This window comes from Spartinivicinus poritis (genome assembly GCF_028858535.1).
Classification (GTDB): Bacteria; Pseudomonadota; Gammaproteobacteria; order Pseudomonadales; family Zooshikellaceae; genus Spartinivicinus; species Spartinivicinus poritis.
This window is the reverse complement of the sequence record NZ_JAPMOU010000005.1, coordinates 202,307-223,579: the sequence shown is the minus strand read 5'-3', so window position 1 is coordinate 223,579 and position 21,273 is coordinate 202,307. Positions and strand designations below refer to the sequence as shown.

The 21,273-nt window shown below is 40.7% G+C and carries 23 protein-coding genes; 8 read left to right on the top strand and 15 right to left on the bottom strand.

The genetic code is table 11. The annotated features are described in order from the left end of the window. Positions 1-160 precede the first annotated feature (160 nt). From ORQ98_RS06610 to ORQ98_RS06600, 3 genes are all read left to right on the top strand, one after another. On the top strand, positions 161-1,603 hold the full coding sequence (locus ORQ98_RS06610; protein ID WP_274687996.1) for a tetratricopeptide repeat protein: 1,443 nt from the start codon (positions 161-163) through the stop codon (positions 1,601-1,603). A gap of 341 nt (positions 1,604-1,944) precedes the next feature. Next, positions 1,945-2,559: a LuxR C-terminal-related transcriptional regulator gene (locus ORQ98_RS06605; protein WP_274687995.1), complete on the top strand. Its 615-nt coding sequence runs from the start codon at positions 1,945-1,947 to the stop codon at positions 2,557-2,559. Positions 2,560-2,694: 135 nt separating this feature from the next. Further along, a complete protein-coding gene (locus ORQ98_RS06600) occupies positions 2,695-2,910 on the top strand; it encodes a hypothetical protein (RefSeq protein ID WP_274687994.1) in 216 nt (71 codons plus the stop codon). Here ORQ98_RS06600 and ORQ98_RS06595 read toward each other — a convergent pair. Genes ORQ98_RS06595 through ORQ98_RS06570 form a run of 6 tightly spaced genes read right to left on the bottom strand, consistent with a single transcriptional unit; the run spans position 2,903 to position 8,296 of the window. Further along, the gene (locus tag ORQ98_RS06595) at positions 2,903-3,685 is read right to left on the bottom strand and encodes a phage head morphogenesis protein (protein ID WP_274687993.1); all 783 of its coding nucleotides are present in this window, start codon (positions 3,683-3,685) and stop codon (positions 2,903-2,905) included. The two genes, ORQ98_RS06600 and ORQ98_RS06595, sit on opposite strands and share 8 nt — an antisense overlap. Next, positions 3,685-5,223 (bottom strand): DUF935 domain-containing protein, encoded by a 1,539-nt coding sequence (locus ORQ98_RS06590; RefSeq protein WP_274687992.1) that lies wholly within the window; start codon positions 5,221-5,223, stop codon positions 3,685-3,687. Before ORQ98_RS06590 ends, ORQ98_RS06595 begins: the two co-directional genes overlap by 1 nt. Positions 5,224-5,225: 2 nt before the next feature. Next, the gene (gene terL, locus ORQ98_RS06585) at positions 5,226-6,740 is read right to left on the bottom strand and encodes a phage terminase large subunit (RefSeq protein ID WP_274687991.1); all 1,515 of its coding nucleotides are present in this window, start codon (positions 6,738-6,740) and stop codon (positions 5,226-5,228) included. Beyond that, positions 6,737-7,696, bottom strand: a complete 960-nt coding sequence (locus tag ORQ98_RS06580) for a 3TM-type holin (RefSeq protein WP_274687990.1) — start codon at positions 7,694-7,696, stop codon at positions 6,737-6,739. The genes terL and ORQ98_RS06580 overlap by 4 nt, the downstream gene beginning before the upstream one ends. Before the next feature lie 2 nt (positions 7,697-7,698). After that, on the bottom strand, positions 7,699-7,884 hold the full coding sequence (locus tag ORQ98_RS06575) for a hypothetical protein (RefSeq protein WP_274687989.1): 186 nt from the start codon (positions 7,882-7,884) through the stop codon (positions 7,699-7,701). Further along, a complete protein-coding gene (locus tag ORQ98_RS06570; RefSeq protein ID WP_274687988.1) occupies positions 7,874-8,296 on the bottom strand; it encodes a M15 family metallopeptidase domain-containing protein in 423 nt (140 codons plus the stop codon). Before ORQ98_RS06570 ends, ORQ98_RS06575 begins: the two co-directional genes overlap by 11 nt. 160 nt (positions 8,297-8,456) lie before the next feature. Between ORQ98_RS06570 and ORQ98_RS06565 the strand changes: the two genes are divergently transcribed. Further along, positions 8,457-9,185: a transporter substrate-binding domain-containing protein gene (locus ORQ98_RS06565; RefSeq protein ID WP_274687987.1), complete on the top strand. Its 729-nt coding sequence runs from the start codon at positions 8,457-8,459 to the stop codon at positions 9,183-9,185. 232 nt (positions 9,186-9,417) lie between these two features. Here ORQ98_RS06565 and ORQ98_RS06560 read toward each other — a convergent pair whose 3' ends face one another. Next, the gene (locus ORQ98_RS06560; RefSeq protein WP_274687986.1) at positions 9,418-10,383 is read right to left on the bottom strand and encodes a putative phage abortive infection protein; all 966 of its coding nucleotides are present in this window, start codon (positions 10,381-10,383) and stop codon (positions 9,418-9,420) included. Between the two features lie 43 nt (positions 10,384-10,426). Between ORQ98_RS06560 and ORQ98_RS06555 the strand changes: the two genes are divergently transcribed. Next, a complete protein-coding gene (locus tag ORQ98_RS06555; protein ID WP_274687985.1) occupies positions 10,427-11,065 on the top strand; it encodes a thermonuclease family protein in 639 nt (212 codons plus the stop codon). Between the two features lie 30 nt (positions 11,066-11,095). On the opposite strand, the gene ORQ98_RS06550 is transcribed toward ORQ98_RS06555, so the two are convergent. The 4 genes from ORQ98_RS06550 to ORQ98_RS06535 form a co-directional block, all read right to left on the bottom strand. Beyond that, complete coding sequence (locus ORQ98_RS06550; protein WP_274687984.1) at positions 11,096-11,668, bottom strand: hypothetical protein; 573 nt, start codon at positions 11,666-11,668, stop codon at positions 11,096-11,098. A 360-nt stretch (positions 11,669-12,028) separates the two neighbouring features. Then, complete coding sequence (locus ORQ98_RS06545) at positions 12,029-12,427, bottom strand: hypothetical protein (RefSeq protein ID WP_274687983.1); 399 nt, start codon at positions 12,425-12,427, stop codon at positions 12,029-12,031. Positions 12,428-12,454: 27 nt separating this feature from the next. Then, the gene (locus ORQ98_RS06540) at positions 12,455-12,781 is read right to left on the bottom strand and encodes a PDDEXK family nuclease (RefSeq protein WP_274687982.1); all 327 of its coding nucleotides are present in this window, start codon (positions 12,779-12,781) and stop codon (positions 12,455-12,457) included. 719 nt (positions 12,782-13,500) lie between these two features. Further along, positions 13,501-13,686: a hypothetical protein gene (locus ORQ98_RS06535; RefSeq protein ID WP_274687981.1), complete on the bottom strand. Its 186-nt coding sequence runs from the start codon at positions 13,684-13,686 to the stop codon at positions 13,501-13,503. A 119-nt stretch (positions 13,687-13,805) separates the two neighbouring features. On the opposite strand from ORQ98_RS06535, the gene dusA reads away from it, so the two are divergent. Next, a complete protein-coding gene (dusA, locus tag ORQ98_RS06530; protein ID WP_274687980.1) occupies positions 13,806-14,804 on the top strand; it encodes a tRNA dihydrouridine(20/20a) synthase DusA in 999 nt (332 codons plus the stop codon). An 81-nt stretch (positions 14,805-14,885) separates the two neighbouring features. After that, positions 14,886-15,842 (top strand): transaldolase, encoded by a 957-nt coding sequence (gene tal, locus ORQ98_RS06525; protein WP_274687979.1) that lies wholly within the window; start codon positions 14,886-14,888, stop codon positions 15,840-15,842. Positions 15,843-15,896: 54 nt separating this feature from the next. Here the strand turns inward: tal and ORQ98_RS06520 are convergent, their stop codons facing one another. Together ORQ98_RS06520 and ORQ98_RS06515 are read right to left on the bottom strand one after the other, a co-directional pair. Further along, a complete protein-coding gene (locus ORQ98_RS06520) occupies positions 15,897-16,382 on the bottom strand; it encodes an STAS domain-containing protein (RefSeq protein WP_274687978.1) in 486 nt (161 codons plus the stop codon). Next, positions 16,379-17,563, bottom strand: coding sequence for a SpoIIE family protein phosphatase (locus ORQ98_RS06515; protein ID WP_274687977.1), 1,185 nt, complete (start codon positions 17,561-17,563; stop codon positions 16,379-16,381). The genes ORQ98_RS06520 and ORQ98_RS06515 overlap by 4 nt, the downstream gene beginning before the upstream one ends. A gap of 295 nt (positions 17,564-17,858) precedes the next feature. Here ORQ98_RS06515 and ORQ98_RS06510 point away from each other — a divergent pair, with 295 nt between their 5' ends. Beyond that, positions 17,859-18,179, top strand: coding sequence for a PilZ domain-containing protein (locus ORQ98_RS06510; RefSeq protein WP_274687976.1), 321 nt, complete (start codon positions 17,859-17,861; stop codon positions 18,177-18,179). Between the two features lie 193 nt (positions 18,180-18,372). Here ORQ98_RS06510 and ORQ98_RS06505 read toward each other — a convergent pair whose 3' ends face one another. Then, positions 18,373-19,062, bottom strand: coding sequence for an MlaA family lipoprotein (locus ORQ98_RS06505; RefSeq protein WP_274687975.1), 690 nt, complete (start codon positions 19,060-19,062; stop codon positions 18,373-18,375). Between the two features lie 297 nt (positions 19,063-19,359). After that, the gene (locus tag ORQ98_RS06500; RefSeq protein WP_274687974.1) at positions 19,360-20,979 is read right to left on the bottom strand and encodes an alkaline phosphatase; all 1,620 of its coding nucleotides are present in this window, start codon (positions 20,977-20,979) and stop codon (positions 19,360-19,362) included. Between the last annotated feature and the right edge of the window lie 294 nt (positions 20,980-21,273).

Genomic DNA, 21,273 nt, shown 5'->3' with positions numbered 1-21,273 from the left:
TAGCGCTGAGAACACCTCCGCTACCAGGTAAGCTACTAAATATAGCTTAGGCATGATGATAATTAGGAATGCTTATGCATCTAAAATGTTCAAATGTGTCTGCGAAACAGAAAAATGCTCCCGATCTGGTAAGTTAGTTTCTAAAGGTTCAAAGGAGTTTGTGTCAGCAAGCCAACTAAAGACATTATATGGTACTACCGAGGAAAAAAGAAATAATAATGGTTGGTCATGTATTGCTATAAAAGAAAATAAAATTCAACATAAAAAAGTCGAAAAAGAAAAATCTAATGAGTATTTACAAAAAGCTAAGGAGCACCTTTATAGTACAGAGTCAATCCCTTATCTAGAAAAAGCTGTTGCATTTAACCCTAAAAACCTTGAAGCCTTAGAGCTTCTGATGAATTCATATAATAGTTTCGGCACCTCCCAAAAAGCTTTAGATTTAAGTAATCAAATTCTAAATATAGATAAACACGACTACGAAGCTAAACTAGGAAAAGTACAAGCTCTTAGTAATTTAGGCCGATGCAACGATGCTATGGATATAATAAATCAAATATTAAGGGTAAATCCTCTTAGCTCACCTGCGTGGCGTAATCAAAGCAAATGCCAAACTACTTTAGGCCTCTACACTTTAGCAATGCAGTCTATTAGTAACTCAATAACCATATATCCAGTAAATATAGACTGGGCTATAAAATCATTACTGCATGAGATATTTGGAGAAACCGTTGATGCTGAATATGCTAGAAAAAAAGCACTGGAAGAAAAATACTACCCTGAGTGGTTTGATAAGCTCAAAGTTAATCTAAAGCTATGCAAGAAGAACTTTTCCACAGGAGGCGCTAACTCAAAAAAAAATGCAAGCTGTGAACTTATCTCTGTTCAACGGAAAAAGTTATCTCCCAATCAAATAGTAAACTTTAACAACCTAAATAAAAGCACAATTAAAAAGTACTCCTTTGCTTATTCTGCGTTAATAAAAATTGACACAGGATACAGACGATCAATGCTTGAAGCAAAAGAATACGCACTAACAATACAAAAAAACATAAGAAATACTAAAGCAGCAGAGTTATATAAAGCTTCCTTAAAAATGCCATACAAGGAAGAGGTTGAAGCACTTGAGAAAGCTGTAGCTCTTAATCCACACCATGCTTTAGCTCAGATAAAAATATGTAATATTTACGCAAGAGTACAAGCATTTAGTGCAGCTGAAAAGCACTGTAGAATTGCCTACTCATATGACAATTCAAATGCAGATATTTTTTTCAATATACTATTAGCTCTTACACCAAGAAAATGTGATGAAGCATTAGATCTAATTAATGACTGGGAAGTGAGAGGTCTTCAAGGTAGTTACTCTCCATCCTTACAAAAAAGCATATGCCTGATGCATACACAAAAACTTGAGTTAGCACTAGAAACCATCAATGACTTTTTAAAAGACTCCCCATCTGATGGCTATGGGTGGGCAGTAAAGTCAAAAATATTTGAACTAATGGGAGAAAGCGACAAGGCCATAGCAGCTAGAAAAAAAGCATTGAGTAGTTCTGGTTTTAAAGAAGAACAGTTTGTTTATTCAGGTATAGAGCCAAGATAAGTAGCTCTCTTTAAACAATCAGTCCCAGGTGGGGCTGCTGTAGTCGAGTGATTATCTCATATTTATAGGGTACAAGCTAAGCCAAAACTCCAAGCAGTTTCTTAGCTTTATGAGTATCTAACTTTCTCAATAATTAATCCGACCAATAAGTCATATCAAACTAATTATCAGCCTATCCATTCTTACTATAATTCATTTAGTTTATTCCTTTTATTCATTCCATACTTATAAAAACGCTCTTCTAGTACTAAAGTTGTATTTTTTTTCATTTCCCCCTTCCATTTATTGCAAAAATATTTCATGATCATGGTTCGCAAATGGTTATACATTAGGAGCAAGCGATGTACAGGGAGATACTTAATCTACCAGGGGTATTCGCTTTTGCTAAAAATCGCCATGGAAAGTATACATTCGCATCGGAAGCTTATGCAGAAGCAGCCAACATAGATTCCCCGCAACAAATAGTTGGCCTGACAGACTACGATATGCCTTGGCGGCAACAGGCACCAGAATTACTAGCCGACGATAAATTGGTATGGTCCGGTCATCCCATCACAAACCAAATAGAAACTATTCCTCTAAGCAACCGAATAGTGAAGGTCACCACCAGTAAAGCAATCTGTGAAAGTAAACAATGGATTATTGGCGTCGCGCATGAAATCAGTGACCCCCAATCCTCTAGCTTTACTATAGATAAAGAAAAACAAGTAATTACTTTAGGTCCACCTTTTCAAAATACCCAACTTAACCGCAAGGAAGTGGATACTTTATCGTTAATTCTCAATGGGCTAGAGGCAGTAGAAATTGCTAAAAAGCTTGGTTTATCAGTAAAAGGAATCGAACATCGGACTAAAATAATTAAACAAAAATTGAAGTGTGAAAATAAAAAAGACTTACCCACATTATGTTTAAAACATAATCTATCTTCTTTAGTTAACTGTAAAATTGATTGGTAGAAAGTGACAAAACTAGGGTTGAACCCTAGTTCTTTTTAAAAATAAATCAGTTATAGTCATTCCCTCATTCTAGTGAGTAAGAGGGACACAATCCCTCGCATTGAATGTGCGTGTACCAACGCTATAGGGATGAATATGGCTCATAGATATTACTATTTAACCATTTCAAATGCTTATTCAAATATTAAAGCAGGCGAAACGGTACTAATTGATACACACCAGCAGCCTAAAAAAGGGGAATTAGGAGTTTACTTAACAGAGGATAATAAGGAGATAATAAAAAAATGTACTAATAATGAGGCAAACGCCATTGGTCGAGTGATATTCATTGGAATAAAGCTATTTAACTAAACGCTTTGTTAAATTCCTTATCTTTTTCTTGGGCGTACTTTTCTAACCACTGTGAACGGGATTGACCGGGATTATAATTCCAACCGGGGTCTATGCCTTCAGGTACCATTTCCTTGCGTCCAGTGTATTTGTTTGTCCAACGGACAGGATTAAAATCAGGCATTGGTGAAATTCCCCGACGAGTGGCTTCTCGCTTAGTGATTTGTCTTATACGACACCGGCAGCCCCAGCCATTAGGGGGGAAATGGGTATTCCAAAATATATCGTCTATCGGTAGTACTACACCTGCCCATTTTTCGTGGAGGGGACGGTGCTCTTTGGATGGCCCTAAGCTATACAACAAGTAAGGCATAGCCCGCTTAGCCCGTTGAATACGTTGCCATTGGCCAGCGGCTCTGGCGACTCGCATATTGGTATCGTAAATTAATTTTAAGCGTCTAGGGGTACCTAATTCTACTCGTGATCCGTCTGGGTGAATTTTAATGCCTGTCCAGCCTCGCTCTTCTAAAAAGGGCATTAATTCTTTTTTAAAGGTTTCAAACGGTAACCCCTCAGCTAAGGCTTTATCCAAGGCAGATCGAATTTCCAGTAGCACATCCTGACACATGGCCTTAGCCACAGTGAAAGCTTCCGTATGCTGTGTTTTCCATACCTCGCGATAATCCCATGTAATTCTAATCCCCTTATCCCGAAAATAATCCAGCGCTTCTTTTGGGGCTTTGTTAGTGCCAGCTGGTTCATCACCTTTCTGCTCACGATTAAACGCAAAATGCATCAGTTGCCGCCCTCTGCTACACCATGACCATAGGCAATAAATCCAGCCTTGGCTAAACTCTCCGTCAGTTGAGTACGATCCATTTTATTTAATAGATCAGGTAGCAACAGTTGTATCTCTTCATAGCTTTGCGCTTGTTGAATAGCAGCTATCAGAGGATCAATTACCGGTGCTAGCTGCTGTTGCCAACCGTCCAACATCAGGGTTTCCAGCTGATCAATCTCGTCAGGCTGCTGGCTGTTTAATGCCTGGCAGTGAGTACACGCCTGTTGCCGGTTATTCGCCTTATCTTCTTTATTGGACTCAGCGGGTTGTGTACTTGGGGCTGTTAATAATTCCTCCCCTTCTTGAGGCTCTGATAAACCTAACTTTGTCCGCACTTCCTGCTGTGAAATTTTTAATCCGAGTGGTACCAGCTTGGCTAAATTATCCGCCAGGTTTTCCGTATCATACGACTCTGGTAGGCTAATTTTGATACGTGGGTATTCTTCCTGTACCCCGTAATTCAAATCAATATAGGGCTTAATTAAATCTCGGTTAATGGTGGTAGCTAATTGTTTGGCATCCGCGTCAATAATATCCTGGCGCACCTCATCATGGACTTGAGCTTGTGCGTGACTGCTCCCATCATCGGCGGTCATGGTCTGGCCAAGTACCGCTTTGGATATCTGCCGGTCGATCCACTCCGCCAGTCGAGCAAAGGCATCCGAACCACTCGCGGCATAAGTCACCTGAACAAAATCAATTTCCATCGATTTAGGTAATATTGCGGCGGCATCCGTGCCAATTTCATACACAGCTCGTCGTAAAGCCGTTTCCTGTTCTTCGGTTAACTCCCCCTCATAGCGGCCCACCCGAAGTGGTACACCATAAATTTCTAAAAAGGCCATCCAATCCTTGAGGCCATACATTTTGCACAGGTAAGAAAAGGCCACTAGTCGGGCTAACCCGCCTCTCAAGGTTAAACCTGATTTTAACCGTGGCCGATGGACAATAAATTTATACGGTGGAATTTCCAGCCCTTCCTCTGAGTTGGATTCATCAATAATTCGTAACTCTTCTGGGTTGTCTTTCAGGAACATAAAATAACGCGGATCACGCCATTTATACGCCACCGGTTTCCATACACTGCCGGTCTGATCCCAGATAATTTCATTGACGCTAAACCCTTTACCAATTGCATCCAGGGCATCACTCATCATGTCAGCAAATTCAGGGGTATCAATTAACTGTTGTATTTCTTCTGTGAATTTATTTTCAGTACTGTGTTCCACGCTAATATCCAGACTACACACCGCAAATTTTCGGGTACGTAAGACACTGGCATAATGAGGCTCCCGTTCTTCCATTTCTTCCGCCAGGGTTAAATACGCTTGCATATCCCCTTCGGCAGCTTCCTGTAAAACTGATGCTAATTTACTCGGGGTTAAGCCACTGGCCACCGCTTCCATTTCAAATGGGTTTCGCACTGCAGAAGGGCCTGCTACCTCACGAGTGAGGCTTTTTTTATTCACTGCCTTTGTCTTATTCTCAGCCATGTTTACCAGGCTCCTTTCTTGCGTTTAAATTCAGTACCACACCCTTTCACCGGCTTATACTCAAACTGTTGTTTATGGTCGTTCACCCATTTCAGGAACTGGCTGGTACTATCCACCTGGTCGTCATGTTCGGATAGGGGAAATACAAAGATTTCCCGTTCATAATCCACCAGCCAATTGCCAGATTCTGGTAAAAACACTTTACCCGCTTCAATGGTGGCACTCTGGCTGCTCATGCGGGTGAGTTTGTCGCCCTCGGGTTCAATGGCAATAATCGGTAAGCTGGTGGTAAGCCGTAATTCCTGAATTAAGGATTGGCCGCTGGCTTTATCTTCGATCAGTATTACCTGTGCCCCCCACTTGTCGGCTAATGCCCTAACAGCCGTTTTTAAATGGGGAAATTCAACACGCTCCCGCCAGACATCCACCAGGTAATAACCGAATTTGGTTTCCATCCACACGGTCGCCACTGATGGATCATTAATTTGATCCGGTTTATAGGCCGTATCCCAACTGTGAATAATTCGAATGGGGTTAGCAGGTAAAGCTTTATAGCGTTTAATCCAAGCCCGTTTAATGAGCCCACCTTCTGCCGGTGCTGGCCGTTGTTGATAAAGTGCATCCCAGTTACGGCTACCTTGGCTAACTCGTTCTTGCTGCCAGTGCTCAGGGCTAAACCAGTCCGTCCATAAATACTCGCCGATGTTACGCCCCAGGGGATCATCCTCTCGTTCACACAACGCCTGAAGACAGATGACGTACCATTCCTCACCATCCTGGGCATTCACCCAGCCCGATTGGCCTTCATAGCCAGGGGGTAATATACGACCGGATAAGTCATCCTCATGCCAACGGGTTTGAATAATAATAATCCAGCCAGACGGCTTCAGTCGGGTACGTAAATCCGTTAAATAGGCATCCCAGGTTTTATCTCGGATGGTGACACTCTCAGCTTGTTCAAAGCCTTTCACGGGGTCATCAATAATTAATCCATCGGCCCGGTTACCGGTAATCCCCGATAAAATCCCACCCGCCATGTAAGTCGCGCTATTAGTTAACGACCAGTTATCCACCGCTTGGTTATCTTGATTTAATTCGGCATTAAAAATCGTTTTAAACTGCTCGCTGCGGGTTATTGCTCGGCATTTACGTCCGAACTTTTTTGCCAGGTCACTACCATAGGAGGTGGAAATAATATTTTTTCTCGGATTACGACCCATAAACCAGGTGGGAAATACGACACTGGCATAAGTGGATTTAGCCGAGCCCGGCGGCATAAATAACATCACCCGTTTAATACTGCCCTGCTCGACTTGCTCCAGAGTTTTATTAATTAATTGGTGATGTTCGGCGGGTTCAACGGTATCAGGATAAAAACATTCACAGTCGTCATCATCGATGAGAGGCACGCCGGGGATTTCAATATAACGACAGTAGGCGTCTAATGAGTTTGCTGCTCGCAACGCCAACTTCTTTTCCAGCAGGGCTAAGAGTTTTAATTTATCTGCCACCATCATGACAGTTTTTTCGTTAATTCAGCTATGCGCTTATCCAGTTCAGCTTCCGATAGGTTTTGGTTTTTAATGGTGCCGCTGTGTTCAACCTTATCAATAAAAATTCCATGACGACGGCCCAATAATTCCAGGGCTTTTAATTTGTCGTAGAGTTTGACTTTAATGCCGTGGGCAGTTTGGGATATTTCCTGAATAGTGGCCGTTACTTCTGGAGGTAAGGTATCAGAATCTTTTAACCGAATTAATTGGCAAGTCATGAGCGCAGAATTACTTGGCTCATCCTCATTGGATTCCAAGGTGATTTCACGCCAGTCAATCACATCAGTAATATGACTAAAAGCAATTTTGGCTAGCTCTTTTTCGATGCGATCGGCTGTCACATCAAGACGGCTACCCCGCTTCTGTTGTAATTCCCCTAACGCCGCTTGAATCCTAACATTTCCTAACAACCTGGCTCCTTGCTCACTCGCCGTCTTAGCACTATACCCCGCACGTATCGCTGCCTGGGTAGCATTTAAATCTACCAGATATTCTTTAACAAACATGGCTTGCTTCGGGGTTAGCTTACCGGACCGCCCTCCCAGCTTCTCAGCCGTTCTCAGTGCACCTAATCCCAACAATGCCATCACTAGTTCAGTCATTACATCAAACGGCAGTTGTGGTCCTGGCTCGCCAGAGGCCCATTGCAAAATGGGATTAATCAGAAAGGTAAAGGTTAATCCCAGGCCACACACCCAACCAATAAACGGACGCCAGCCAGCCACAAATAAACTACGATGCTGGGCCTCCACCTTGTTCAATTCAATTTGTAGTAATCGCGGCTGCTGTCGTATACGAGATAATAAAATCTCAGCCTGGGCACGTTCAGCATCACTGGTTGTGACTTTATCCAGCACATTACCAATGGCTTCAATTGGTTCAGCTAAACCACCACCTATTAATTTACTCCACCAACTCATGCTTACTCCTTACGTCGATTCAGGTGGATGGCAATATCCGTATAAATCCGCACCAACACGCCAATGACACCAACAATAATCCCCAGCGCACTCAACCAATCCATAGTGCTCCACTGCTCAACGGTCGCGGCACCTATGACGGTGGCAGAGCCCACCACATAACTGACAACACCTGATTTATCCATCATCTCCCTCGACTAACTCAAAATGAACCAGATCATTAAAACTCTGGTCACTCACTTGATGGTTACGATTCCAATTCCCACCCCAGCGCAAGCGATGCTTCATTCGCCCTTCTTTAAATAACTCATTAGCCTTACCCATCACTAACCCACCCAAGTAATAAAACTGGTTATATTCTTCCCAATTAATCGGATAAGGTGCTACATCTACGGCAAATGCTGGGAGTCGATTATGTTTACTATGGGGAAATGGCAATGTTGATTTACCTGCTGCATAAGCTGCGTCTTGGTCTAGCTGACTGCGATGGCCAATTAATATACTGCAATCACAATCTTTAATGATCTCGCTGAATAAAACTTGTAGGTCTTCGTGGCAAGTGGCTAAACGGTCTAATGATGTGGGACTGAATTTTGGCATAAACTCCTCAAAATCTGGTTAGGGATGGTGAGGAGTTTTAGGAATTTAAGTGGGGTTAGTTAGGGGAAATTTTCTTTACTTTCATATAGAAGTGAAGATCTCATATTATTTCAACTGAGCTATAATCAAACCAAGTTATATCTAACTGAACTAGTTCAAAATGCAAACAAAATTAATCTTATTTATCTTAATTATAGCCTATAATTTGACCTGCTTATCAAATGCAGACGAGCATTATATTCGTATTTACTATCATGAGCGAACACCTTACTACAAAATAGAAGATAATAGGTTAACAGGCATTGTTGGCAGCAAAGCTCAACAAATACTAGAAAAAAGCAAAGTTCCATATCGCTTGTTAAACATACCTGCTGCACGCCAAATAGAAGAAGTCAAACTCAATAAGAAACATATATGTGCAGTGGGCTGGTTTAAAAATAAAGAAAGGGAATTATTTGCAAAGTACACCATGCCTATCTACCAAGATAAGCCCGCAGTATTAGTTACAACCAAAAACCAGTTAAATGTACTCAATAAAAAAAACATCGACAACTTGCTATCCGATCAAAGTTTATATATCGGCATTAAAATAGGATATTCCTATGGAGGGTTTATAGATAAAAAAATTAGCCAGCATAATCCAAAAAAACTACGTATGTCTCAGGACAACCTTGGAATGATGGAAATGCTAAAAGCTAATAGATTTAACTACTTCATAGTCGCAGAAGAAGAAGCAGAAGAACTAGTTTTAGCAAATAAAGGTTCTTTTGTAATCCATAAACTTTCAGATCTTCCTCCAGGGAGTAAGCGTTATTTTATGTGTAGCAAAATGGTTGATAATAGTATTATTGATAAAATCAACCAAACTATAAAAAGTTTATCTCCTTAAGTAAAGCAAACAGCTTCATTAAGAATATAAAACTGGCTATATTCCCCCAATTAATTAGATACGATTCCACATCCTCTTCGTGGCAGGTGGCTAAGCGGTCTAATGATGTAGCGCTGAATTTAGGTATAAACTCCTCAGAATCTGGTTAGGGATGATGAGGAGTTTTTAGGATTGATATCCTGATTGTTTAGGGAAAACATTTCAACTTTAGTAATAACTGTATCTGGCTTTATCATTTAACGGCCTTTTGCCTTTTATAAGCACCTTCATTATAAAATTTTTGATGACTTGGATCTAATAACATAAGTATTTCTTTCTTATTTTCTGCACACCATATATTGGGTAGTCTAGAAAAAAAACCGTATCGCTCTATAATTTCCTTTATCTCATCTTTATCAGAACAAACCACGCCATAAAAAATAAAAAACATCTCACAATTAGAAAGCTGGCTTCTTATAAGGTCGATATATTCATATTTTTTCATATTTGCAAGGAATTGATTATTGTGAACAAATTTCATCATATCAAATAATATTGAAATACAATGTTCAATAACTAAAATCGGAGGAAAACCCCTATACCTTAAAGTTACTTCCTTCTTTGTACGCTCCCATTCAACGTCCCAGTTATCAAAAAAATCTTTATATAATTTATAGAAACAGGTTCGTCCTGTGATAACAATATTATTTTCTGAACCAGCATAATAAACTAACGTTGACACTGCATCATTATAAAACTTTAAAAGTCCAAACAGTTTACTTTCAAATACTTGAATCTCAGCAAGCCTATTCTGCTTTTCCATTTGTTCTTTTTGCCCAGCTAACTCCTCCCTAGTAGTTTCCAACTCCTTTCTTTGAAGTTTAAGCTCAGTTCTTTGAAGTTTAAGCTCAGTTCTTTGAAGTAGGATAGTAAAAATAACACCCGAAAATGCTAAGCCTGAAAACAAGGCATTAATCGCGCCAAATTGATCTCCATACTGACCTGCTGTATCATTACTTTCAGTAAACAACTCAACAAGCCCCCAATAGCCAAGCCAAGCTATAAAAATAATCACTGCTAATGAAAACAATGACCTCAAATCCATTGTCTCAAGATTTTTAAAACCATCAATTCCATCAAAAAAGCAATTTATAATTTTTTTACATCTCTCACATTTATTACACAATAAGAGTAGTTTATTTTTGATTTTCTCTAACATTGAACTATCATCCCTCTGCTATCCATAAACTAAGGAATCCCGTATGCGACAACTGACAATACTTCTCCTGACTCTTCTGCCCTCACTAACCTTAGCACTAGAAGGTAAAGTAGTAAGCGTCTCTGACGGTGACACGCTGACATTACTTACAGGTAGCAAACAACAGGTCAAAATACGGCTTGCGGAGATTGATACCCCTGAGAAAGCTCAGCCATACGGTCAGAAAGCTAAACAAGCCTTATCAAATATGGTGTTTCAAAAAAATGTCAAAGCTGAAGTTCAAACAAAAGACAGATACGGCAGAAGTATTGCTCATATCTACCTGGGTAAAACTTGGGTCAATGCTGAACTCGTAAAACAAGGGGCTGCCTGGGTATACGACCACTACAGTGATAGTAAAGAGCTAAAGCAGTATGAGTCAGAAGCTAAATCTGCTAAACGGGGTATATGGACCTTGCCTGCAGCTGAACAAGTACCACCCTGGGAGTGGCGCCGCAACAAAAGAGCCATGGCTCAATCTAAAGCCAAGGATGACTATAAACATGCATTTGCTTGTGGAAATAAAAAATACTGTAAGCAGATGACATCTTGCGAAGAAGCAAAGTTCTATCTTAATCAGTGCAATTTAACACGGCTAGATAGGGACAAAGATGGTGTGCCTTGTGAAAGCTTGTGCCGATAATTGAAAAGCCAGCTATCTGCTGGCTTTAGCCTAAGAGTTAGCTTTTTTCATAAAATTGTATATTTCACATTTCTGAATATCAAACTTATAATTACCATCAACTTTCACAGCTATAGAAATTCGATCTCTGGGTAAGAACATAATTTTTGGGTCGTTATATTTGTCTTTAGCTAATACATCTTGACAAACCTTTTCTTCTCTATGATACAAAGTACCTACTAACATATCATCTACATTATCCCAAATATTATCATACACTCCATGTAACAACCCAGGTTTCATAAATAATCCAAGTGATAATACTGTAACACTAAAAAAAATTATCACTTCATGAGACACTGAGTCATTACTAACACTATATTTATTTAGTTTTCTTTTTTTCATATAATGAATCATAACTAAAAACTGAGCAGCAAATATTACTATACTTACATACAAATAAGCTAACAATCCTATCAAGAGTACATAGTTTAATTTTACCCAAAAAAGCTCTGCTTGAACATCATTAACAGGAACTTTTAGTATCACCCCAAGATATGAGTCAACCATACTTGAACTAAATATAAACACACCACCTATAAACAGTGAAACAACTGGCAGCACAACTTTTTTAATAACTTTTTTACAAAGGGTTTCTTTTTCTCCAAAAAATCATAGTGCAATACATACAAAACCACCGTCAAAAACAACAACAAAAAATACAACCCATAAAACAAATATCCGCCAAGCAAATTTTGAAAAAAATCACAAAACAAAATACAAACGAGCACACAAAAACGCCAGAGAAAAACAAATTAGTTTTATTCTTGAAAGCAAATTTCTTAAACTCTTGAATAGAATCATTATTTCTACTAAGCACCCCTAACAATCCAGATAAAAATACTCCAATACAAATAAACCATACAAGCGGCATATCTTAATTACTCCCAAAAGCTAAAGTTTTCAAAACAAAAACTATACTTTTCAGCTAAACTCAATACAACACTGCACCGGCTCCACCCCAACCTCTTCCTCCACTCCCTCCTCCCGCAAAATATTCAACGCTTGCCGTCGACATATCCCATACTTAGCTGCCAACCAATCAACCCGAGAGCAACCACCACCCGACTTTATCGTGACATACTCCTTGCGTATTAAGTCATTACGTACTTGCTTAAACTGCTGCTTAGTGGGTAGCTCGATATGATCACCCTGATAATAATCACTCAACTGCTCCGCCGCTTCTCGACCGATGAGAGCCACTAGAATATGTTCATCCGTCATTCGATGTGGAATATACAACCGTGCCCCTCCCAGGTTTTGACCCAGCTTCAATGCGGCCTCAGGGCCTATGATTTCAGCGAGTTCATGTAACAGGTTCATAGCTTCCCCCTCGATCGAAACACGGCATTAGGCGGCTTGTTGAGTTCTGGCAAGTAACAACTTAATAGCCTTGATTGCACGTCCACTAGTGATTAGCTCATCGTTACAACGATAAACATTCCAGCCCAGCAACATGGCTTCATGATATTTTTCCATATCGGCAGCAAAGCCCTTGCCTCGATTATGACGACCATTAACCCAGCCACCACCTTCAACCTCCACTGCTATTTTTTGATCAACCCAGGCAAAGTCAAAACGCCACCGTCTAACAGGATGAAAACGGTACTCCCGTATTGGCTGTGGCACTTTATAAAGTCGAAAGTGTACTTCCAACGTTGCTTCCAATTGACTCATATCAAACCCCTGTCTTTTTTATCACTTACATGGTCGTTCATTGCTAGCAAAATAAACTACGTTTGTTGTATTGTTTAACTGGTCACAAAGACTGTTAAAACTCACTAGTTACGCATTGCCTCAGCTGCTTTTCCTTTCTTTTTCGTCCGTATTTTTGAGGCAATGCTTTTTTTATTTCCCTTGTCATCATAATAATGATTGTTATACATCATTAGCAGTGAACTTCTTGTCAAAGTGGAGGTCATAGCTATTACGTTTACCTCCCTGCGTGTTGTGCATTGCTTCGTTGTACTACCCCCAAGCCCGAAACCAGCGTTGACGAAGCAATGCTTTTTTTATTTTCTCCCCAACATCCGATAGATTTTACTCATGGCTAGCAGATGCCCCAACTTATCAACTTCCTTTTACTGCGAACTATACGGTAGTATGCGTATAATTACGCTTAATTTGGATTAACACCATAGACTTGTTTCCATGCAGAGAAAATACCCTGTACTTCACAAAAATTTAAATTGACTAGCTAAGTACCCCATAGTGATGAAAGCAAAGACCATGAATTGTTATTTTATGAAATTTATCTGTTTGAAGGTGGATATAACGAAAACCTAGAAAACAAAATGGAATTTGTTGATACAAAAATAGGGGAAATTATTAATAAATAATAGGTAGCAAGTCATCGATGAGGTAGTTTATTTAACAAGGATGTGCTGCGTTTTCAGTCAGCGAATAGTTACCCAATTTTTAAGCAGCAACATAAAAAAGCCATGTGACATCAACTTCGCCAGCTTCTCACGGTCAAAAGTGCGCGTTTCAGAATAGACAATCTTGCCTTTCCGCTTTACCCTCACCAACGCCAGATAAGCGACACTTCCATTTGCTCGTGGACGTTTTACAATGGTCAACATTTGATCGCCCTCTTACGGTGTAACATTTGTCAGATGTTACACCGAAGGGCGAAAAACAGCGATTTTCTGAGACTTTTTAGTCAACTGTTTGAATAATTTAAGATAGTTAACTTATTGAAATGCAAACAAAAAGCAGTAAAACCTTGAACCGAACTTTTGCCGTGGCACCCATGATGGATTGGACCGATCGTCATGCACGCTATTTTCTTCGTTTAATTTCCAGGCATTGCCTGCTGTATACAGAAATGGTAACCACTGGTGCCATTATTCATGGCCATCGTCATCGGTTTTTGGCGTTTAATGCTGAAGAACATCCTCTCGCTATTCAGTTAGGTGGCAGCAATCCTGCTGAGCTTGCTGAATGCGCTAAGATTGCTGAGGAGTGGGGATATGATGAGGTTAACTTAAATGTCGGCTGCCCTAGCGACCGTGTGCAAAATGGACGGATTGGTGCTTGCTTGATGGCTGAGCCTGGCACAGTAGCAGACTGTATTAAAGCTATGCAGGATGCCTGCAGCATCCCTATCACAGTCAAACATCGCATTGGCATTAATGGCCGTGAATCGTTTGAGGAGCTAGCGGAATTTGTTTCAACCATTGCAGACATAGGCTGCGATACCTTTATTGTTCATGCTCGTATCGCTATTTTGGAAGGGTTATCTCCAAAAGAGAACCGAGAGATACCGCCACTGAAGTATGACTGGGTATACCAGTTAAAGTCACTTTTCCCCCAGCTGAATATTATTATTAATGGTGGAATTACGAACTTAGAACAGGTGCAAGAGCACCTTACCCATGTGGATGGTGTCATGGTAGGTAGAGCAGCCTACCAGACTCCTTACTTGTTGGCAGGTGTAGATCGACTATTATACCAGGACAGTTCGCCTGCCCTCACCCGACACCAGGTGATTGATAAGCTGATACCTTACATAGAACAGCAAATGGCCAAAGGGGCTCAACTACACCATCTTACCCGCCATATTCTAGGCTTATTTCAAGGGTTGCCTGGTGCTCGCCTGTTCAGGCGCTACTTGAGTGAAAATACCCATAAACCTGGTGCATCAATTGATATATTAAAAACCGCCTTGACCAAGTGCCCAGACTTTTCACTTGCATAACATCACAAGGTGCTTAGTCCATGTTATGATGAACAAAGTCAGTTAATGAACGTAGGTCACTAAAATCATATTAGGTATTTTATGAGTAACCAATTAGCTCAACTAAAAGCAATGACCACTGTTGTCGCGGATACAGGTGACATAGAAGCAATTAAACGTTACCAGCCAGTTGATGCCACGACTAACCCTTCTCTATTACTAAAAGCAGCTGCGTTGCCCCAATACCAACCACTGCTACAAGAAGCAATCCAGTGGGCTAAGCAACAAGGGGGTAACAACCAAGAAGTGCTGGCAAATACAGTTGATAAACTTGCGGTTGCCATTGGCTGTGAGATTTTAAAAGTCATTCCTGGCCGGATTTCTACCGAAGTTGATGCACGACTTTCATTTGATACCCAGGCTACCATTAATAAAGCTAAGCATCTGATTGATCTGTATCAAACAGCGGGGATTAGCAAAGAGCGTATTTTGATCAAAATTGCTTCCACCTGGGAAGGCATTGAAGCCGCGCGGGTGCTTGAAAAAGAAGGTATTGAGTGTAACTTAACGCTTATGTTCAGCTTTGCCCAAGCAGCAGCCTGCGCGGATGCGGGGGCTTTCTTAATTTCACCTTTTGTGGGTCGTATTCTAGATTGGTATAAAAGAGATACAGGAAAAGATCACTACCCTGCCCATGAAGATCCTGGTGTTTTATCCGTTACCAGAATTTACAACTACTACAAGCAGTATGGGTACAATACCGTAGTGATGGGAGCCAGCTTCCGTAATATTGGTGAAATTCAACAGTTGGCCGGTTGCGACCGGTTAACGATTAGCCCACAGTTACTGGCTGAGTTAGAGGCGACTGAAGCCCCACTAGAAAGAAAGCTGAGCCCAGAAGCATCTGAAGTAGACTGCGAGAAATACCTGGTTAGCGAACAAAAATTCCGCTGGGATATGAATGAAGATGCTATGGCGACCGAAAAGCTAGCTGAAGGTATTCGTAACTTTGCAGCAGACCAGGCCAAACTGGAAGAGCAACTCGCTCAGCTGGGTTAGTAAGTGATGCTTTCAACCTACCCCTGACCAATCGGGGTAGGAAAGCAGTAGCCATTAACTATCGCACTCTAAGCTTTTTACTAAGTCTTTGAAAGTGTTGCGATTTTTCTCATTCATGCTCATTAGCACTTTATGTGCATCAAGCACTTTTTCTTTAGCCACTTGCTCCGAGCACTCCTGACAAGGTAGCTCACTCATTTGCTGATTCTCTTGCAGCTGATCCCTCACCAAAATAAACACCTGATCAAACCCCATACTTAATAAGACTCGATTAATATCTTCATTGGTCGACACGATGGTCGGAATCAGCCCAAAGCGTCTTTTAGCTTGAATGGACAGTTTCGCCAGCAGCCCCAATGAAGTGCTATCAATGCCTTCAGTCTCGGTTAAGTCAACAATAACGGACCGAAAGTCCGGCTGTGCAAACATTTTGTCGAGGAAAGTATCTAACGTTGAGCAAAGGGTCAGCCGCACATCACCAACAAACTTTAAGATGTACGTGCCTTCACTCTCAGCAAACTGAATTTTACCTACAGTCATGACATATTCCTGGCCAATACCAGTACCGCAATATCATCAGGCGCATCTTTTAACTGCTGTAGCTCTAACGCCTCAATCAAGGCTTCAACGGTAATGGCGCCACCTCTAATCACTGACAACAAATATTCTTCTTTGTCTTTTAATTTAGCATGTGGGAGCACTTCAATGATGCCATCTGAAAAAGTTATTAACGCAAACTTTTCCGGTAGTTCCATAGTAAAGTCATTATAGGTAGCATCATCAAACAATCCCACTGGTAGTCCATACCCTTCAAGATAGGCAACCTCTTTATCTGTTGCCAATATTGGAAAGGGAAAGTGTCCACCAAATGCGTATGTCAACGTATTTGCCTTAGTATCAACAATACCACCAAACATGGTAACGTGCTTGCCTAAGTCAGTGTTAAGTAAACCTCGGTTAATATAGCTAAATACTTCAGAAGGCTTAATTGCGTTATTACTTTTTCGCGTACCATATTCCCGCTTTAAGCGAGTCGACATATGCTTAAGTAACACTGTGACAAATGCAGAAGATGCCCCATGGCCTGAGACATCTGCTAAATAAAAAGCAAACTGATGCTCTGATAGCCGAAAGTAGTCAACAAAATCCCCACTTAAATACAGGGAGGGGCTGATATGGTGAGATAATTGATAGTCTAGATAACCATAGGGAGTTGCCGGCAACATTTTCATTTGCACTTGTCGCCCAGCTTTTTGATCCGCTTGAAGCTCTTCCAAACTTTCACGTAATGTTTGGATAGCCTCTTCTAAGTTTTCTCGGTAGCGTTGGTTATCTTTAACCAACTGCGCATTTTCAAGAGCACGGTTTACCGAATGCTCCAGCACTTCTAAGTCAACAATAGGCTTTATCAGATAGTCGCTGGCACCAAGCCTAAGTGCCTCGACCACATCAGTCATCACCCCCGCTCCAGAAACCACAATAACAGGTGTTTCAGGTGATGTTTCTCTAATTTTTTTTAGTACACCTAACCCATCAAGCTTAGGCATTCTAAGATCACAAATCACCAGATCAGGCTGATGCTGATCAAAGACTTCCAACCCATGTGCACCATTTTCAGCTTCTAAAATAGAAAAGCCGCTATCTTCTAGATAAGCCACAACACTTTCACGCACCGTGGTTTCGTCATCTATTACTAGCAGTGTGTTGCTTTCCACCGCCATAAGGCGTCCTTTATATTCTTTACTTGTTTACTGCTTTTTGATGAATGGCTTTTTATCATCACTTTTGCAATCAAGCTTTCAAAAATAGGGTAAAGCACCAGCTAATCAACAGCGCCTAACATGAACCGGCAACACCTTACTCTTTTCTTAATCGAACAGCAAGCGCTTTAAAACTGTGTTATTCCTTAGAATAAACTAGTTATCCACTGTTCGTCATAATAGAGGCTTTGACAGAAAGAAAAATGCCGAGTATAAGGATTGTACAACTACTATAAAAGTGAGGGACAATATGGCTTTGAGCAATAGACTCTTCAGTGAAAAAAGAGGTTTTATCCGAATGGTGATGGACACACCAGCCTCACTCTCTCACGGCGAGCCTCGTCAAACATTTTCCGTTCATTGTCGTAACTTAAGTAGTTCAGGGATCATGATCGAGTATCATTCGCCACTACCAGTGGGAGATCGGGTTGAAATCACAATTCCGTCAGAGCGTCCAGAGTTTCCTGATTTCAAAGCAGAAGCAGAAGTGATAAGAGCAGATGTAACGGATGAGACAAAAGACGAGGAGGATGAAACGCTTTATCAAATTGCCTTAAAAATTCACAAGATTATTTAGCGTTACTATCCACAGTTAGCAGCGACAAGACTCTAGCAAGCAACTTCTAATATTCGCAAACTACACTATAAATAAAGCATGCAGAAGGTCAGTTACGCCGACCTTCTCATTCTTCTCACGGTATACTACACACTGGAAGTTCATAGACAGTTATAGCTTTATAATATATAGCTTTTACTCAATATTACTATAACTAAAAGTCATCTTCAGGTTGCTCGCCTGTGAGTAGGAATGCTCTATTTTGTAAATAAGTATTACGAATAAACGTGTACTTATCCCCCACAATTAAATCCTCTGCTTTTAACAGGCCTGAGCGAGTATCAATCACGTTCATTAGCATCAAACCATTGCGAGTAGGCACATCTTCAATATGGTTGACAGGGTTAAGTTGTGAATCAGGGATTAAACCAACTGTAGAGCGCACAGTCTGGGGACCAAAGAATGGCAATACTAAATAATTACCTTGTGGTACATGCCAATGCCCCAATGTTAACCCAAAGTCTTCATAATTTTTTTCTAACCCAAACTCACTGGCTACATCAAGCAAACCTAACATACCCACTGTTGAGTTAACTACAAATCGGCCACTATCATTTAGTGCTTGCTTACCTTCAAGTTGCAGTAAGTCATTAACGACATTACGCACTTCTCCCAGGTTATCAAAAAAGTTACTGACTAACCCTTCCACAGGATCAGGTGTAACATACTGATAACCTTGCGTGATAGGTTTAAGTGCATAGGTGTCAACTGTCTCATTAAATGCAAAGATAGCACGATTAAACCCTTCCCAAGGATCTTGATCGTGATTTGCATCAGCCTGCACAGGTGCTGCACAAAATAAACTACAACAAGTGAGCGCAAGCCATTTTTTTGCAAGTTGCATCAAGCTTTAACCTCATTCAATACTAACCTAGTTCATTACTGAACAAAATCAGGCTACCTTATATAAAAGGAGAATATAACAGTTTAAAAGCAGTCAGAAAAACATTTTGCAACAAATTATTGGGCTGATCACAAACGTAGCCCCATATTTTAGATCAAAAAACAGACAACACTCATCGCATCAAAACACATGCTACAAACAAGTTTGCTTTTTGGAGTTTCATTATAGTTCAAAAAAAGCTATGCCTTTCCTACTTTACCAAGGCTAAGGAAAGGCAACAGCATTATTAGCTACTACTTACCTTAAAGCAGACTTCAGTTTTTGCCCAATATCTGTATGATGTTGAATGGTTGCAAAACTTTTGATCAGTGACTCAGGCCCATAGGCCAACACAGCAACTGGCGTATGGGTATGAGTGCCCGTTCCCCAGACTACGTTTTGTTGTTCTGCTAACTCACGGCCTAATAAGTTAAGCTTTACCTCATCACCATATACATAAAATGCAGTAAAGTCAGTGACTTTAGGGAACTGCTTCAAGCTAAGGTATTTGTGATCAGGCTGATAATAGGGATTTTTAGCTGTCGCTAAAATTCGCTCAGCCTGCGCATCGGTAATTTTAAACTCACTGTTTGCATTAACAATCTTCACTAATGCTTTTTCGTCTTGCTGATTTTTAGGCAGCGCCCAAAATTCTGCAAACATAGCACTAAAACTTTTTTGTTGACTGTACAGCTTGTCTAAAATAGTTGGGCTGCCAAAGTTAAAATTAGGCTTAAACTTGACGTTTTTAAATGCATTGCCAGATAAGGTAGATGCTTTTGGTAAATTTGCAGCAGAATAACTAAAGCCAAATGACCCTGTTTCATGATCTGCTGTTAATACCACCAGGGTATCATTGCGGCCTTTCGCCCATTCCAGTACAGCCGCAATGGCCTCATCAAATTTAAGCATCTCATGCAACATAGTACCAGCATCATTATTATGGCCAGCCCAATCGATTTGACCCCCTTCTACCATCAAAAAGAAGCCATCTGGATCATTTGATAATACTGCCAGTGCTTTTTCGGTCATTTCCCTCAGGCTCGGTTCACGCCGATCAGGATCATTCTTTACCTTGTTATAAGCAATTCCATCCAGCATGCCAGAACTACTGAATAATCCTAACACTTTGCCATTATTAGAAGCTGCTGTTAGTTGATCACGATTAAAAGCCAACTGGTAACCAGCTTGCTTAGCTTCAGCCAGCAGGTTTAGATTATCTTTTCGTTTTGATTTTAAGCTAATCTTGTCGCCCACCATGGCGGTTACCTGATCATGTAACTTGCCCGCCTTTGCTGCATCTTTGGGAATCCAGTGGCGCAATCCGCCAGATAACATGACATCAGGTGCTGTTGCCAACATATCTTCTGCAATTTTATTTTCCAACGATCGATGAGGCTGATGAGCAGCAAAGGAAGCAGGTGTTGCATGAGTTAAACGCGTATCAGAAACCAAGCCGGTAGCTTTGCCTGCTTTTTTAGCCTGTTCTAATACTGTTTCAACCGCATTTCCTCGATCATCTAAACCAATCATTTCAGAGCCTGCAGGTAACCCCGTTGCTAACTGAGTAGCCGAGCTGGCTGAGTCAACTACAATGGCGCCTGCGGGGTTATGCATTGACAGCCCAACCACTCCCCTATCAGCCAATTGAGCCATTGCTGTTTTACCTTGCGGATAAATTGAGTGAGGCGCTTGCCTTGCATAAGCTTCCAGCAAACCAACCTGTTGTGGCCCCATTCCATCCCCAATTAAAAAGATAATATTCTTTACTTTGCTTTCAGCAGCAAATGCTGTTGAAGCACTTACCACACAAGCAGAGGCCAAACCCCCCCTTGCCAGCCACTTAAATACTTTTTTCAGGCGTTTGTTGCTATTCACACCACTACTCCCCTTTAAGCTAAGCGTTCTAATGCAACCCATGCTGCATTCAGTTAATTAACTAAATTTATTATCTGTTTTTAATTTACTGACTGCTGAGCTGATGGTAAAGAGGTCATCATGTAAATTTCATAGAATATTCATAAAAATAAACCGAGTTTATTTCATATAACTGTCATGTTATTTTTTTATAGTAGGCTGAGGAAAGTGTACTTAAAATGCCAAGCATCATTGTTAGACAATATTTTTTGACTATCTTCTGTAGTGTTAGAAACTAGGGTTTTTTTAACTATC